15 protein-coding genes and 1 tRNA gene are annotated in these 14311 nt (G+C 67.2%); 3 read left to right on the forward strand and 13 right to left on the reverse strand.

What is annotated here, in order from left to right; all coding sequences use genetic code 11:
* Nucleotides 1-200: 200 nt before the first annotated feature.
* The gene (locus Q9246_RS21575; RefSeq protein ID WP_306392936.1) at nt 201-848 is read right to left on the reverse strand and encodes a DUF4136 domain-containing protein; all 648 of its coding nucleotides are present in this window, start codon (nt 846-848) and stop codon (nt 201-203) included.
* 186 nt (nt 849-1034) lie between these two features.
* Between Q9246_RS21575 and pepN the strand changes: the two genes are divergently transcribed.
* The 3 genes from pepN to Q9246_RS21590 all read left to right on the forward strand — a co-directional run bounded on the left by pepN (nt 1035) and on the right by Q9246_RS21590 (nt 4935).
* The gene (gene pepN, locus Q9246_RS21580) at nt 1035-3692 is read left to right on the forward strand and encodes an aminopeptidase N (RefSeq protein ID WP_306392937.1); all 2658 of its coding nucleotides are present in this window, start codon (nt 1035-1037) and stop codon (nt 3690-3692) included.
* Nucleotides 3693-3718: 26 nt separating this feature from the next.
* Nucleotides 3719-4720, forward strand: a complete 1002-nt coding sequence (locus Q9246_RS21585) for a class 1 fructose-bisphosphatase (protein ID WP_306392939.1) — start codon at nt 3719-3721, stop codon at nt 4718-4720.
* Between the two features lie 139 nt (nt 4721-4859).
* Nucleotides 4860-4935, forward strand: a tRNA-Thr gene (locus Q9246_RS21590).
* Between the two features lie 69 nt (nt 4936-5004).
* Here Q9246_RS21590 and Q9246_RS21595 read toward each other — a convergent pair.
* The 12 genes from Q9246_RS21595 to Q9246_RS21650 form a co-directional block, all read right to left on the reverse strand.
* Nucleotides 5005-6324 (reverse strand): type II secretion system protein GspD, encoded by a 1320-nt coding sequence (locus tag Q9246_RS21595; protein WP_306392940.1) that lies wholly within the window; start codon nt 6322-6324, stop codon nt 5005-5007.
* A complete protein-coding gene (locus Q9246_RS21600) occupies nt 6321-6635 on the reverse strand; it encodes a hypothetical protein (RefSeq protein ID WP_306392942.1) in 315 nt (104 codons plus the stop codon). Before Q9246_RS21600 ends, Q9246_RS21595 begins: the two co-directional genes overlap by 4 nt.
* A complete protein-coding gene (locus Q9246_RS21605; RefSeq protein WP_306392943.1) occupies nt 6632-7174 on the reverse strand; it encodes a GspMb/PilO family protein in 543 nt (180 codons plus the stop codon). The genes Q9246_RS21600 and Q9246_RS21605 overlap by 4 nt, the downstream gene beginning before the upstream one ends.
* Nucleotides 7171-7815 (reverse strand): PilN domain-containing protein, encoded by a 645-nt coding sequence (locus Q9246_RS21610; RefSeq protein ID WP_306392944.1) that lies wholly within the window; start codon nt 7813-7815, stop codon nt 7171-7173. The genes Q9246_RS21605 and Q9246_RS21610 overlap by 4 nt, the downstream gene beginning before the upstream one ends.
* A complete protein-coding gene (pilM, locus tag Q9246_RS21615; protein WP_306392945.1) occupies nt 7808-8926 on the reverse strand; it encodes a pilus assembly protein PilM in 1119 nt (372 codons plus the stop codon). The genes Q9246_RS21610 and pilM overlap by 8 nt, the downstream gene beginning before the upstream one ends.
* Nucleotides 8923-10125, reverse strand: coding sequence for a GGDEF domain-containing protein (locus tag Q9246_RS21620; protein WP_306392946.1), 1203 nt, complete (start codon nt 10123-10125; stop codon nt 8923-8925). The genes pilM and Q9246_RS21620 overlap by 4 nt, the downstream gene beginning before the upstream one ends.
* Before the next feature lie 12 nt (nt 10126-10137).
* On the reverse strand, nt 10138-11037 hold the full coding sequence (locus Q9246_RS21625) for a DNRLRE domain-containing protein (protein WP_306392948.1): 900 nt from the start codon (nt 11035-11037) through the stop codon (nt 10138-10140).
* Entirely contained in the window at nt 11034-11510 is a 477-nt protein-coding gene (locus tag Q9246_RS21630; RefSeq protein WP_306392949.1) for a PulJ/GspJ family protein, read from the reverse strand. The genes Q9246_RS21625 and Q9246_RS21630 overlap by 4 nt, the downstream gene beginning before the upstream one ends.
* Complete coding sequence (locus Q9246_RS21635; protein ID WP_306392950.1) at nt 11507-11938, reverse strand: hypothetical protein; 432 nt, start codon at nt 11936-11938, stop codon at nt 11507-11509. Before Q9246_RS21635 ends, Q9246_RS21630 begins: the two co-directional genes overlap by 4 nt.
* 14 nt (nt 11939-11952) lie before the next feature.
* Entirely contained in the window at nt 11953-12483 is a 531-nt protein-coding gene (locus Q9246_RS21640; RefSeq protein WP_306392951.1) for a GspH/FimT family pseudopilin, read from the reverse strand.
* 19 nt (nt 12484-12502) lie between these two features.
* Nucleotides 12503-13057, reverse strand: a complete 555-nt coding sequence (locus tag Q9246_RS21645; protein WP_306392952.1) for a type II secretion system protein — start codon at nt 13055-13057, stop codon at nt 12503-12505.
* A 141-nt stretch (nt 13058-13198) separates the two neighbouring features.
* Nucleotides 13199-14305 carry a type II secretion system F family protein gene (locus tag Q9246_RS21650; protein ID WP_306392954.1) on the reverse strand — a complete coding sequence of 369 codons (1107 nt, stop codon included), beginning with the start codon at nt 14303-14305 and terminating at the stop codon, nt 13199-13201.
* Between the last annotated feature and the right edge of the window lie 6 nt (nt 14306-14311).

The following is a 14311-nucleotide window of genomic DNA, read 5'->3' on the forward strand; positions in this document are numbered from 1 at the left end:
TCACCGCAAAGCAGATCCCATCGTCAGCGCGAAACCGTCACCCCATCGTCAGCGCAAAAACGTCATCCCATCGTCAGCGCAAAAACGTCATCCCCGCGCAGGCGGGGATCCAAGTTCTGCCAGCGCTGTCGAAACGCTTGGGAATTGGATCCCCGCCTGCGCGGGGATGACGATCATCCGCCAACTTGACTGGATGTGGATCAGCTGTTCGGCTCTTTCTTCACCTCGACCCGGCGCGCCACGCCCGACGGGCCCGGGAAGCCTTCGAAGGCGCTGTGTACCAGGGCCGGCATGATGTCCGGCGTCGACATATTGCGGCTGGTGTTGTGCACCGTGACGTCGAACAGGCGCTTGCCGTCGCGCGACGACTTGATCGACACCTGCAGCTCGCGCCGGTAGTGGTGCTCGACCGAGGTCTGGTAGGCCGGATACGGGCCCCAGAACGGATCGTAGAACGGGCTGTACCAGCCGCCCCAGTAACGGCGATTGAAACCGCGGTAGCCGTAGCCGAAGCGCGCGCTCGGATAGAAATAGGGCGTCATGACCGGCTCCAGCACGCGCACCGGCAGGTCGGTGGTGGTGAACCGCATCGCCACCGTCAGCGCCGGCGTGGCGCCCTCGGCGTCGCGGAAGCCCTGGCGCGCCAGCTGGGCGCGCACCAGTTCCTGGTAGCTGCGCCACTCAAGCGTATCGTCCTGCGGCGGCGGCACTTCGAACACATAGGTCTTGTCTTCCATCTGGGCCGGCCACTGGTGGAAGGTCGTGACATCGCTGCGGATGGTGGTCGCGCAACCGCCGAGCAGCAGCGCAAGCATCGTGCCGGCAACGACCGTGATGAGGCGTTTCATACCGAATCTCCAAAATATTTATGCGGAATTTCCCTGATGATCAAGCTTACCGCTTGTTCAAAATCAACGAACCGGGTTTTACACCCCGTTACCGTGCATACACTGCGATACATGGAATCGTACGAAACAGGGGAAAAGCTTGTTGGTAAAATAAGCACTTCTCCACCGTGTTCCTGGACCCTCGCTATGCGCACCGATACACCCCAGACCATCTACCGGAAAGACTATACCCCGCCGAGTTACCTTGTGGATACTGTCGAGCTCGGCTTCGACCTGGATCCCGCGCGTACGATCGTGGCCAATCGCCTGACCCTGCGCCGCAACCCGGCCGCGCAAGGGCGGGCCATCGAACTGCATGGCGAGGATATCGAACTGGTGGCGCTGCGCCTGAACGGCAAGACCCTGGGCGGCGCCGATTACACGCTGGCGAACAATTTGCTGGTCATTCACGGGGCGCCAGACGATGTGGTGCTCGAGATCGAATCGGTCTGCGTGCCCGAGGAAAACACGACGCTCAGCGGCTTGTATGTATCGAATGGCAACTTCTTCACCCAGTGCGAGGCCGAGGGCTTCCGCCGCATCACGTATTTCCCGGACCGCCCGGACGTGATGTCCAAGTACACGGTGATGCTGCGGGCCGACAAGGCGCGCTTCCCGGTGCTGCTCTCCAACGGTAACCTGGTCCAGGAGGGCGACCTCGACGACGGCCGCCACTATGCACTGTGGGAAGACCCGTTCAAGAAGCCGTCCTACCTGTTCGCCCTGGTCGCCGCCAGCCTGGTATGCCAGGAAGAGACCTTCCGCCTGGCGGACGGGCGCGATGCGCTGCTGCAGGTGTGGGTCGAAGAGGGCAACCTGGACAAGACCGACTATGCGATGCAGTCGCTCAAGCACAGCATCCGCTGGGACGAAGAAAAATACGGCCTCGAGCTCGACCTGGACCGCTTCATGATCGTCGCCACCAGCGACTTCAATATGGGCGCGATGGAGAACAAGGGCCTGAACATCTTCAACACCAAGTTCGTGCTGGCCAATCCGCGGGTGGCGACCGACGTCGATTTCCAGGGCATCGAGGCGGTGGTGGCGCACGAATACTTCCACAACTGGACCGGCAACCGCGTGACCTGCCGCGACTGGTTCCAGCTGTCGCTGAAAGAAGGCCTGACGGTGTTCCGCGACCAGGAATTCACGGCCGAAATGATTGGTACCGATACCGGCCGCGCGGTGACCCGCATCGACCAGGTGCGCACCCTGCGCCAGCACCAGTTCCCCGAGGATGCCGGCCCGATGGCTCACCCGGTGCGTCCCGACTCTTTTGTCGAGATCAATAATTTTTATACGGTGACGGTGTACGAGAAGGGCGCCGAGGTGGTGCGCATGTACCAGACCCTGTTCGGCGTCGACGGCTTCCGCAAGGGCATGGACCTGTACTTCGAGCGCCACGACGAGCAGGCGGTCGAGTGCGACGACTTCCGCCGCGCGATGGCCGACGCCAATGGCCGCGACTTGACCCAGTTCGAGCGCTGGTACAGCCAGGCCGGCACTCCGGTGCTGCGTTTCGAGGGCCGCTGGGACGAGTCGGTCCACACCTATACCCTCACGCTGATCCAGTCCTGCCCACCGACGCCGGGCCAGCCTGCAAAGCTGCCGTTCCACATCCCGGTGGCGGTCGGCCTGCTGGACGGCGCCGGCAACGATATGCGGCTGGTGGTCGATGGCGTCGACCGCGGTACCACGGCGGTGCTCGAACTGACCCAGGCCGAGCAGACTTTCGTCTTCACCGACGTCAAGCAGCAGCCGGTGGCCTCGGTGCTGCGCGGCTTCTCGGCGCCGGTGATCCTGCAGGGCGGCTATACCGACGCCGACCTGCTGCACCTGTTCAGCCATGACAGCGACCCGGTCAACCGCTGGGAAGCAGGCCAGCGCCTGGCCATGAGCCGCCTGCTCAAGCTGGCCGGCGAGGCCGCCGCCAAGGGCAATACCAGCGCCAGCCTGAACCTGGACGAGACCTTCATCGAAGCGATGCGCAAGGTGCTGGTCGACGACAGTCTCGACCCGGCTTTCCGCGAGCAGGCCTTGCTGCTGCCGTCCGAGAGCATGGTGGCCGAGCAGATCGACGGCGTCGATCCGCTGGCCGTGCACATCGCACGCCAGTTCGTGCGCGCCGACATCGGCGCGCGCCTGCGCAGCGAGCTGCTGGCGGAGTACGAGGCCAACCTGACGCCGGGGCCGTACAGCCCGGACGCTGCCTCCGCCGGCAAGCGCGCGCTCAAGAACCTGGCGCTGTCCTACCTGAATGCGGCGCCTGACGAGGACAGCGTGGCGCTGGCCCAGCGCCAGTTCGACCAGGCCGATAACATGACCGACCGCGCCGCGGCGTTGGGCGCCCTGATCGCGTCGCGCGTGCCCGAGGCAGCCGATGCGCTGGACGAGTTCTATGAAGAATTCAAGAACGAGGCCCTGGTCGTGGACAAATGGTTCATGATGCAGGCATCAAGCCCGACCACCGACGTGGCGGCGGTGCGCGCGCTGATGCGCCATCCGGCCTTCACCCTGCGCAACCCGAACCGCGCGCGCAGCCTGGTCGCCGCCTTCTGCATGAACAATCCGGTGCAGTTCCACGCGCCGGACGGCAGCGGCTACGCCTTCTGGGCCGAGCAAGTGATCGCGCTGGACGCGCTCAACCCGCAGGTCGCCAGCCGCCTGGCGCGCGCCATGGACCGCTGGCGCCGTTACGCGCCGGCGCTGCAGGCGCAGATGCAGGCCGCGCTGGAGCAGGTGGCGGGGCAGGGCAGGCTGTCGAACGACGTGCGTGAAGTGGTCACCAAGGCACTCGCAAATTAAACATCCAAACCAAACCTGAGGAAGTCATGAAACGCGTAAGTTTGACGCAATACCTGGTCGAAGAGCAGCGCCTGCACCAGAACATCAACGCCGAGCTGCGCCTGCTGATCGAGGTCGTCGCGCGCGCCTGCAAGCGCATCAGCTATTCGGTGAGCAAGGGGGCGCTGGGCGAAGTGCTGGGCAGCGCCGAGACCGAGAACATCCAGGGCGAAGTCCAGAAGAAGCTGGACGTGATCTCGAACGAAATCCTGCTCGAGGCGAACGAGTGGGGCGGCCACCTGGCGGCGATGGCGTCCGAAGAGATGGAAACCATCCGCCAGATCCCGAGCCGCTATCCGAAGGGCGAATTTTTGCTGCTGTTCGATCCGCTGGACGGCTCGTCGAACATCGACGTCAACGTCTCGATCGGCACCATCTTCTCGGTGCTGAAGGCGCCGGACGGCATGGATGCGCCGACCGAGCAGGACTTCCTGCAGCCGGGCACGGCCCAGGTGGCGGCCGGCTATGCAGTCTACGGCCCGCAGACCATGCTGGTGCTCACCACCGGCAACGGCGTGCACTGCTTCACGCTGGACCGCGAGATGGGGTCGTGGGTGCTGACCCAGAGCGATATGCAGATTCCGGTCTCGACCAAGGAGTTCGCGATCAATATGTCCAATAAACGCCACTGGCATCCGCCGGTGCAGCGCTATGTCGACGAACTGCTGGCGGGCAGCACCGGCCCGCGCGCCAAGGATTTCAATATGCGCTGGATCGCCTCGATGGTGGCCGACGTGCACCGCATCCTGAACCGCGGCGGCGTGTTCATGTACCCGGCCGACCTGCGCGATCCTGGCTCGCCGGGCAAGCTGCGCCTGATGTACGAGGCCAATCCGATGGCGATGATCGTCGAGCAGGCCGGCGGCGCGGCCACCGACGGCAAGGGCCGCATCCTCGACATCCCGCCGACCAAGCTGCACCAGCGCGTGCCGGTGTTCCTGGGGTCGCGCGAAGAAGTCGAGGTGGTGACGGGGTATCACCAGGGCTGAATGCCTGTTTGCGCACCGTTGATGCGGCACGCTTGCAATACACACTAGCAAGTTTGCCGCATTGTTTGCTAGAATATGGTTCTTTCGTCAGCGCGGCTAGTGTATCGGGCGTCGAAAGGCAAGGCGAAGCACAGGTTTCGCCGCTGTAGCTCAGTCGGTAGAGCAGCGCATTCGTAATGCGAAGGTCACCAGTTCGATTCCGGTCAGCGGCACCAAGATTTGCGAGATGAAGGGTTACAGGCTCAGGCCTGTAGCCCTTTTTCTTTTTCCGGACGCGGCCGGCTTCAAGGCGCGATGCTATCCAGCTTCCGGTCCAGCAGGTCGCCGCGCGCGCGCATGGCCTGTTCGGCCTCTTCCAGCGTGCGCTCGGTCCTGCCGTCGATCGCCACCCCACCGGCCGGCACGATGCGCGGCGTGATGACGACGATCGTCTCGGTGGCCGACCCACCATCGTCGGTACTCGCAAAGATGCCGCCGATGACCGGGATGTCCGACAGCAGCGGCACGCCCAGGCGGCGATAGGTCGCGCTGCGCTTGATCAGGCCACCGATCAGGACCGGTTGCCCGTCGTTGGCCACCAGCTGGGTATTGACCTCGGTGGTCTTCTTGGACGGGATGCCGGCCGATACCGAGCCGGAGCTCACCTCCGGCCGCACCTTCAGCATGATGCGGCCATCGGCGTCGACCGACGGCGTCACGCGCAGGATCACGCCGGTGTCGAGGAATTGGATCGATTCGGAGGTGACGTTGTTGATCGTCGTCGTCAGCCGGTAGCCCAGCTGGTCGCCGACATTGGTCGTCGCTTCCTGGTCCTCGAGCGCCAGCAGGCGCGGCGTCGCCAGCGTGTGCACGCGGCCCTTGTTGCTCAGGGCGCTCAGGTAGGCCTCGATATTCTTGTTGACCACGTTCAGGTAGAAGCGCGGGCCGGCGCGGGTGGCGAAGCCGGTGGCGCCGAATACGTCCGGCCCCTCGCTGAACACGCGCGACCAGTCGACGCCGAAGTTCTCGTTCTGGTCCAGCGTGATCTCGAGGATCTTCGCCTCGATCAGGATCTGTTGCGGCGCGCGGTCGATCTCGCGCAGGACGCTCGCCGCGCGCTGCAGGCCAGCCTCGGTCGATTCGATCACTACCGTCTTGGTCTGGTCGAGCACCGTGACCGCGCCCAGCGGCCCCACCTGGCGCGCCAGGATGGCGCCGACCTTGGTCACGTCGGCATAGCGCACCTTGAGCGCCTTCACCTGCAGCGCTTCCGGTCCCTCGGCAGGCAGCGCGCGCGGATCCTCGACCAGGAAGCCGCCGGCACGCTCGCTGACGATGTAGCCGCCGGCCTGGGCGATTGCCTCGATGGCTTCGCGCGCCGTCAGGTCGTACAGGTTGATCGAGACCTTGCCGCCCACGCCGCGCCCCAGCATGATGTTGACGCGCGCGCTGCGCGCGATCATGTTGAACAATTCGCTGACCGGGGTGTCGCGGAAGGTGTACGACATGGTGGACGGAATCGCCGCCGGCGCCTCGAGGTTGGCCGGGGCCGGGACCGGTGCTGCCTGGGCGAAGGCGAACGACGGCAGCGCGAGCAGCGCGCATAGCAGGTGGCGCGGGTTCATTCGACGTCCTTGTCTTGCATGGTCAGCAGCAGTTCGCTGCCGGCGCGGGCGAGCAGCGCGCCGCGGGCATCGATGCGCAGCACGGTGTAGCCGGAGAACTGCTCGCCGGCGGCGAGCACATGGCCATCGATATTGGCCAGCGAACGCGCGCCACCCAGTACCAGCGCGCGCAGGCGCGGCGCTTTCTCGGGCGTGGCGGCTGGCGCAACGGGCCGGCTCGCGGCCGGACGCTGGAACGGGTCGCGCAGCGGTTCCGCCTTCGCAGGAAACGCCAGCAGCAGTGCGGTGAATGGCAGGAGCCAATGGGTCATGGTTTTTCTTCGGTGTCGTAGATGGCAAGTTGCAGCAGGATCCTGCGCTTGTCGCCGGCATCGTCCGGCGCCAGGGTGAACTGGATGATGCCGACGGTCGGCTGGCTGGTCTCGATGTCCGCCAGCCAGGCCACGATCGCGGGGTAGCTGCCGCTGGCCGAGATATCGAGGGTGTGCAGCCGCAGCCCGGCGAACTGCTGCCGGGCGCCCTGGGCTGCCGACGAAACGGTCACGCCGGCATGGGCGGCGCTGCGGCTGACGGCGGCGATCAGCGCCAGCGGCGCCGGTGCGACCGGCGGCGCGGAAGATGCGGCGGATGCGGGCGCGGACGCCGCCGCCTGCGGCGCATCGACGCCGGCCGCGGCTGCGCGCGCTTCGAGCGCGGCCAACGCCTTGCGCTGCTGGGCGTGGGCCGCGAGCGGGGCGCGCAGGCCCACGCTCCAGGCCAGCGCCAGCGCGATCAGCACCACGCCGATTGCCATCAGGTTCAACTGGCGCGCCGGCAGTGCCGCCAGCGCGTCGCGGATGCCGGGCTTCATTCGGCCTCCTGGCGCCGGGTCAGCGAGAGGGTGGCCCGGAAGTCGATCGCGCCGGCTTCGGCATTGACGCTGCTGGACTGCAGCTGCAAATTCTCCAGGCCAGGGATGCGGCCCAGCTTCGCCAGGAAGTCGGTCATGCCCTCGTAGCTGGCGGCCTGGCCGTCCAGTTCGACGTGGCTGTCGAGCAGCAGGGTATCGCCCTGCGCATTGCCGGTCGCGAAGGTGTTTTGCGGGCCGCCGCTGGATGGCAGGGCGGCGCCGGGCGGCGCCACCCGCGTCGACCGCCGCAGCGCGAGCGCGGTCAGCCAGGTGTCGGCGGGCAGGGCGCTGTCGATGGCCCGGGCGAACGCGGCCAGCTCGCCTTCGCGCCGCACCGCACCCAGCAGGCCGGCACGCTGCTGCTCGCGCAGCGCTGCCTCGCGCTGGGCGGTGGCGCGTTGCAGGTCGCTCCTGGCGGCGCTGGCGGCGCTGCGCAGCAGCGTGGCCTCGCGCTCCATGGCGGCGCTGCTCCAGCGCAGCGCCGCATGGCCCGCGGCCGTGGCGATGACCACTGCCGCCAGCGCGCAGGCGGCCTGGCGCACGGTACGGCGAAGCCGAACGCCGTCGCGGTAGCTGCGCGGGATCATGTCGATATCAGCCACGAGCATCCTCCCTGAGGGCAAGGCCGGTCGCCAGCGCGATCGAGGTCGCGTTGTTGGCGCGCCGGGCGTCGACCGTGGCCGGGCCGGGAAAGGCATCGTAGGGATCGAGCAGGTGCACCGGCACGTCGATCAGTTCGGCCATGCGCGCGTCGATGTCGGGATAGCGCGCGAGGCTGCCGTTCAGGTAGAGGCGGCTGATCGAGCTGCCGCGGGTGCGCGAGGCGACGTACACCTGGGTGTGCGCCAGCTCGTCGGCCAGGGCCTGGCAGGCCGGATGCAGGATGGCGCGGATGGCGCGCCGCAGCTCGCCGTGCGGACCGTCGTCGGACACCGCATCGCGCGCGCCGATGCCATGCGCGCGCAACAGGTCCGCCGCGGTATCGTGCGCAAGGTCGAGCGCATCGGCCACGGCGCCGGCCAGCATGTCTTCGCCGAAGGCGATTTCGCGGTCTAGCATCAGGCGGCGGCCCCAGATCACCGTCAGATAGCTTTTCCTGGTGCCGAAGTTGAGCAGGGCGACCGACTGGCCGACGTCGCTGCCATGCAGCACCGCCAGCAGGCGGCCGATGGCAGCAGGGCCGATATCGAGCGCCACCGGCGTCAGGCGCGCGCGCTCGAGCGTTGCCAGGAAGGCCAGCACGCCCGCCTTGGGCGCCGCGGCCAGCAAGACCTGGCGTTCGCTGCTTTCCTGGTCGGCGCCGCGCACCTGGTAGTAGTCGACCACATGCTGCGGCGCGCGCTCGCCCAGTTGTTCGGCCGCGGCGCGCGCTACCGCCTGCGCCTCGGTCTGGCCCTGCGCCACCTGGACCGTGAGCGGCAGGATGCGCACATCGGCCGGGCTCAGTGCCGACACCACGCGGCGGCCCTGAAATGGGGCCTGGGCCAGGGTGCCATTCACGAAGCGCAGCAATTCCCTGGGGTTGGCCAGCAATTCGTCGCGCGGCATCGGATAGGCCTGCGAGGCCGCGGCTTGCAGGTGCCAGCGCTCGCCGCGCAGCTCGGCCTGCACCAGGTTCAGCCGCGTGGCGGAGAAATCGGCGCCGATCGGACGCGCCGCCGCTCTTGCGCCCATGCGCTGGCCCAGGCCGGCGATCCACTGTTGCAGCCTCATGGCGTGGCGCCTTGCGTCATGCTGCCGTAGTGGATCGCTGCGCCGCCGGCGCGCTTGGCCTGGTATAGCAGCGCATCGGCCCGCGCATAGGCCGCATCGAGCGAGCATGCGCGGTCGAGCAGGACAAGGCCGGCGCTGAAGGTGGGCGCCGGGATGGCGCGCTCGCCGCTGCGCGCGGCGAGGCCTGACGCCGCGCCGAGTAGCGCCGCCAGGCGCGCGCGTGGCTCGCCGCTGCCGGCCACGATGAAGGCGAATTCGTCGCCGCCAAGGCGCACCAGGCATTCCAGCTCGCCGTCGAGGCCCTCGAAGGCGGCGGCCACGGCTTGCAGCACGCTGTCGCCGTGGCGATGGCCGTAGGTGTCGTTCAACGCCTTGAACTGGTCGATGTCGAGCAGCCCGAAGCAGGCCGGCGCGGCGCGCCGCGCGTGCAGGCCGACCACGCGCTCGAACTCGCGCTCGAGGAAGCGCCGGTTCCAGGCGCCGGTCAGGTGGTCGCGCTCGGCCAGCGTGGCCATCGCCGCGCCGGCGCGCTCGAGCCGGAAACGCAGCGCCAGGTCGTTCTTGCGCACGCGCAGGGCGCGCCCGACCAGGACCAGCGACAGCAGCGTCGACGTGAGCATCGCCAGCTGCAGCGCCCACAGTTCGACATGGCCGAATTCCAGGCGCGTAAAGAAGGTGAGCGAGGTGAACATCAGGTAGATGGCGGCGCAGGTGAGCGATGCCTCGCGCAGGCCCCAGGGCATCAGCGGGATCAGCATCAGCAGGATCGCCACGCTCAGCATCACCACCACGTGCAATGTGCCCGAGCGGCGTGCCAGCAGCACCAGCGCCGACGCGCAGACGATCAGCAGCAGCATGGCGAGCAGGTTGAGCGCTTTCACGTCGCGCACCTGGCGCGCCGACCAGAAGACATGCAGCGCCAGCGCGGCCAGCAGGATGTAGGTGTAGCTGTAGCCCGGACCGAGGTCGAACCACGAAGCGAAGGCAGCGGTCTGGACCAGGAACAGCAGGGCCGCCAGCGCCAGCAGGCTGACGCCCTGGCGGGTTTCGCGTTCGATGTGGCAGGTAGCGTAGTCGGCCAGATCCGGGGCATTGAACTTGGTCGACGACCAGAGCGCGGCGAAGCTGTCGGCGAGGCGCCGCGGCGCGGTCGCGCTCGAGGCGACGGGAAGCTGGGTCACAGGTGTGGTCTGTTCCATGGTGTCATCCGATCAGCATTGCCTGGCCATCAGCACCTGCAGCACAGGGCGCCGGCTGGACGAGGCGTCGAGACTGTGGAAGCGCAGGCTCGGGCCGGGATTGGCGAGGCGCAGCAGCATGCCGTAGTTGGGGTACTGGCCGCTGAACCAGCCGTTGACCAGGTCCGTCACGTCCCATTCGGCGGTGGCAATGCCGGCGACGGCGGCCGTGGCCGCGGGTTGGGCGATGTAGGTGCCCCCGTCCCAGCGGGCGACGTCTTCGCGCGGCCGCCTCCAGGTGGCGTCGTCATCCCAGCGCGTCGTCAGGCGCTGGATGGCGACGGTTCCGCCGGCGCCGTTCGAGCCGTAGGGCGTGAGGGTGAGCTTGGCGGACAGCACCAGCGCATCTTTCTTGATATCGCTCATCGCCCAGTACATCAGGGCATGCGCGCTGTCGAACGCCAGCCACAGCCGCTCGTCGTCATCGTCGCTATCGTCGTCGTCCGTGCGGTCGATCGTGATGTCGCGGGCGTCCTTGGTCAGCCTGACGGTTTCGGTCTTGCTCAGGTCATTCAGCGTGACCTGCTTGCGCTCCAGCGTGCGCAGCGTGACGCCGTTCACGGCGCCCCTGGCGACGATGTCGATCTTCTTGGCCGTGCCTTTCGTTGTCGGCACCTCGGCTGCAAACGTGCCCGAGCCGAGGGGCGTGGCCGCGATCGACTTGCTGGTGCAGGCGGCAACCTGGTTGCTCCACCTGGCGGCCGCGACGCCGGCGTCCGCCAGATAGGCTGCCGCCCGGACTTCATAGTCGCCCTGCGTCGAGCGCGAGTCGGCGCTCGCCAGCCCGTTGACGCTTACCGCGAGCGCGGCGACCGTGGCCAGCACGATGGCCACCATCAGCAGCACCGCGCCATGCTGGCGCCGCGGCATCATGGATAGGCTCCCACGCGCACCGTGCGCATGCGCGTGACCGGCTCGGCGACATCGGGGTGGCTCAGGGTGAGCGCGATGCGTAGTAGCGGTGTGGCGGTGTCGGGCATGCTGAGGTCGATCTTGTCTACGTTGGCGGCCACGATGGCGTTGCGATCCGCCTGGCTGCAGCTGGCGCCTTCCATCAGTTCGCGCGTATTCGTGCATTCCTCGAAGCCCAGCCGCTTGAGCCATTCCGTCGGCGCGGTCGCGGCGTCCGGCGCCTTCGCGCCGGTCGCGGCGGCGGCCCGCGCTGCGATCTTCTCGATGGCGAAGTTCGCCTCCGCGTTCAGGTCGAAGCGCGACCGGACCGTGCGCGCGCTGTCGGCGCCCGTGCGCAGCATGTCCGCCAGCGGCAGCACGATGATGGCGGCGATCGCGAGACCGAGCAGCAGCTCGACCAGCGTGTATCCGCGCTGTGCGCCACGGATGTTCATCGGGTCACCAGGGTAGTGAGGGGCAAGCGGTTGCCGGCGTTCGGATCGGCCAGTTCGGCGCCGACGTACAGCAGGTAGTCGCTGTCGCCGCCAGGGCCGATCTTGCCGCTCTTGTCGTTGCCGTAGCGTGCGACATAGACCGCGACGGCCGGGCATCCTTCGCCTGCATCGGATGAATAGCGCGATGGCGTGCCCGCATCGCCGGCGCTGGCGAGCAGGCGCTGGTACGGCTCGGCGAGCACGACTTCCATCCTGGAGCTCACGCAATCGAGTTCGCGCGCCGCCGCATCGGCGCCCGGCGCGTGCGCGACGGCGTCGCCCAGCGCATCGAGCGCCGGCGCCAGGCAGACGGCGAGCAGCAGCAGCGCGAGCAGCGCTTCGAACAGCGTCAGGCCGGCGCATTGCTTGCGCCATGAGCGGGTGGACATCGGTACTGGCATGGTCAGGACTGGGTGATGCGGCCGGTGGCGTTCAGGTTGACACTGCGCCGGATATGGCCGGCGCCGAGGACGATGGCGCCGGCGCGCAAGGCCTTGTCGCGCATCGGGCCCTTGCCGATACCGCGCACGGGATTGCCGGTGGTGTCGAACACGACGCTGTCGGCCGTTGCGTTATCGGCGAAGGTGAAGCTGCAACTGACGAGGGCCATGGCGGATCCTGCAGGGATGGGGCCGGGCGCCACCAGGTAGGCGGCGCCCTGGCGGGCGGTCGAAGTGTCCTTGTCGGTATCCACCCCGCCAACCGTCAGGCGGCCGCTGGCCAGGTCGCAACTGACCACGCGCTGTTCTCCCGTGCGGCGCGCCTGGTCGCGGGCGAAGCGCAGCGCATGCGCCACTTCGTCGACCGCGACGTCGGTGCTGGCCTGCGTCACTCGCTGGGCGGCGGGCAGGGCGATGACCGCGACGATCGACAGGATCGCCACCACCATCAGCAGTTCGATCAGCGTGTAGCCTGGGCTTGCGCGCCGCGGCATTGCTGTCGGCTGGCCTGGATCAGTTACCCGCGTCCGGAGCCTGGTCGGCCGCCTTGTTCAGGATGAACTGGCCGGACTTCGTATCGAATTTCCATCCCTTGGCCGTCGCGGCGGCATCGGCGACGAGATTGGCGCCGGTGGTCTGGATGGCGACGTCGGCGCTGTTCCCGAACGGGTCGACAGGAATTCCCTGGCGCAGGTAAGGGCCGTAGCGGAAGTTGTCGTCAGCGATGCTGCAGGTCTGGCCGTCCTTGTTCGAGGCATACGTCAGCTGGTCCTTGAATGCCTGTTCGGTATTGAGTTCGCCGGTACCCTTAACGCCAGTGCAGTCAGCGCCGCCGCTGGACGCTTTCAGGCCCGGATACACATTGCCCGCATGCTGGGCGCGATACAGTTCGATGGCGTTGCGCACGGCCGCCAGGTTGGCGTCCGCCGCCGACTGTTGCGCATCGGACGTCGCCGCCGAAAACTGGGGAATCGCGATGGCCGAAATGATCGCCAGGATGATCACGACGATCAGCAGTTCGATCAGGGTGAAGCCGGCTGCCGCGGCGCGCTTGAATGAAGTAGTCATGGATGGTTTCCGCCCGGTTGATAAAGTCGAATTGTCAACTTTACTTATTGAAATTATTAATTCTAAAGAGTAACACGCTGTAGTTTCCGCACGTCATCAATTTTTCAATCGTGCGGGAATCTGTGGTTTTTAGTCAACGCATTAATGCACGCTTCGTGACAATTTAAATATCGGCAGGATCAGCGAACTCACGATCGTGCCGACCAGGACGCCCATCACCAGCAGCATCACCGGCTCGGCCATCTTCGACAGCCGCGCCAGGTGGCGCGTGAGCTCGCGATCGTAGGAATCCGAGATCCGGCTCATCACCCGTCCCAGGGTACCGGTCTCCTCGCCGGTGGCAATCATCTGGCGCACCGCGACTGGGATAAAGCCGTTGTGCTGGAAGCCGGCCGCGATGCCCTTGCCTTCGGTGACGTCGGTTTCGAGGTCGCGGATGAAGCGCTGGATGTCGGCATTCGGCACCACCGCGCGGCAGGCTTCCAGCGTGGCCAGGATGGTGACGCCCCGTTCGAGCGAGATGCCCATCACGCGCAGCAGGCGGGTCAGGTAAATCCTGGCGAATATATCGCGCAGCACCGGCAGGCGCAGCTTGGCGCGGTCGACGGCGACGCGCACATCGGGATGGCGCGCCAGCATCCAGCCGCCGCCCACCAGCGCCGCGACCGCGGCCGCGACGATCGCGCCATGCTCGGTGAGCACGCGGCTCACCACCATCAGGCCGCGCGTGGTCCACGGCAGCTGGTCGTGGATCTGCGCGAACATGGTCGCGAACTTGGGAAACACCGACACCAGGATGAACAGCACCACGCCGAACGAGAACGCCAGCAGGATGAGGGGATACGACAGCGCCGACACCAGGGTGCTGCGCAGGCGCTCTTCTTTCTCGTCCATCTCGACCAGCTGCACCAGCACCTCGGCCATGAAGCCGCCGGCTTCGCTGGCGGCGATCAGGTTGACATAGGTGCTGGGGAATAGCGGATGCCTGGCGAGCGCCGTCGAAAAACGTTCGCCGGCCAGGATGTCGTCGCACATCGCCGCGATCATCGCGCGCAGCTGCGCATGGTCGGTCTGCTCCAGCAGCGACTGCAACGCAGCATGCAGCGGCACGCCGGTCTCGAGCAGCAGGGCCAGGCGCTCGGTGAACATGGCGCGCTCGCGCAGCCCCGGCGCGCGCGCGCCGAACAAACGCGGCGCCACGGCGGGACGGGCGGTGGCGGCGATGGGGGAGTCGAGTTCGATCGGCATGCTGCT

It is taken from the genome of Telluria beijingensis, assembly GCF_030770395.1.
Taxonomy (GTDB): domain Bacteria; phylum Pseudomonadota; class Gammaproteobacteria; order Burkholderiales; family Burkholderiaceae_D; genus Telluria; species Telluria beijingensis.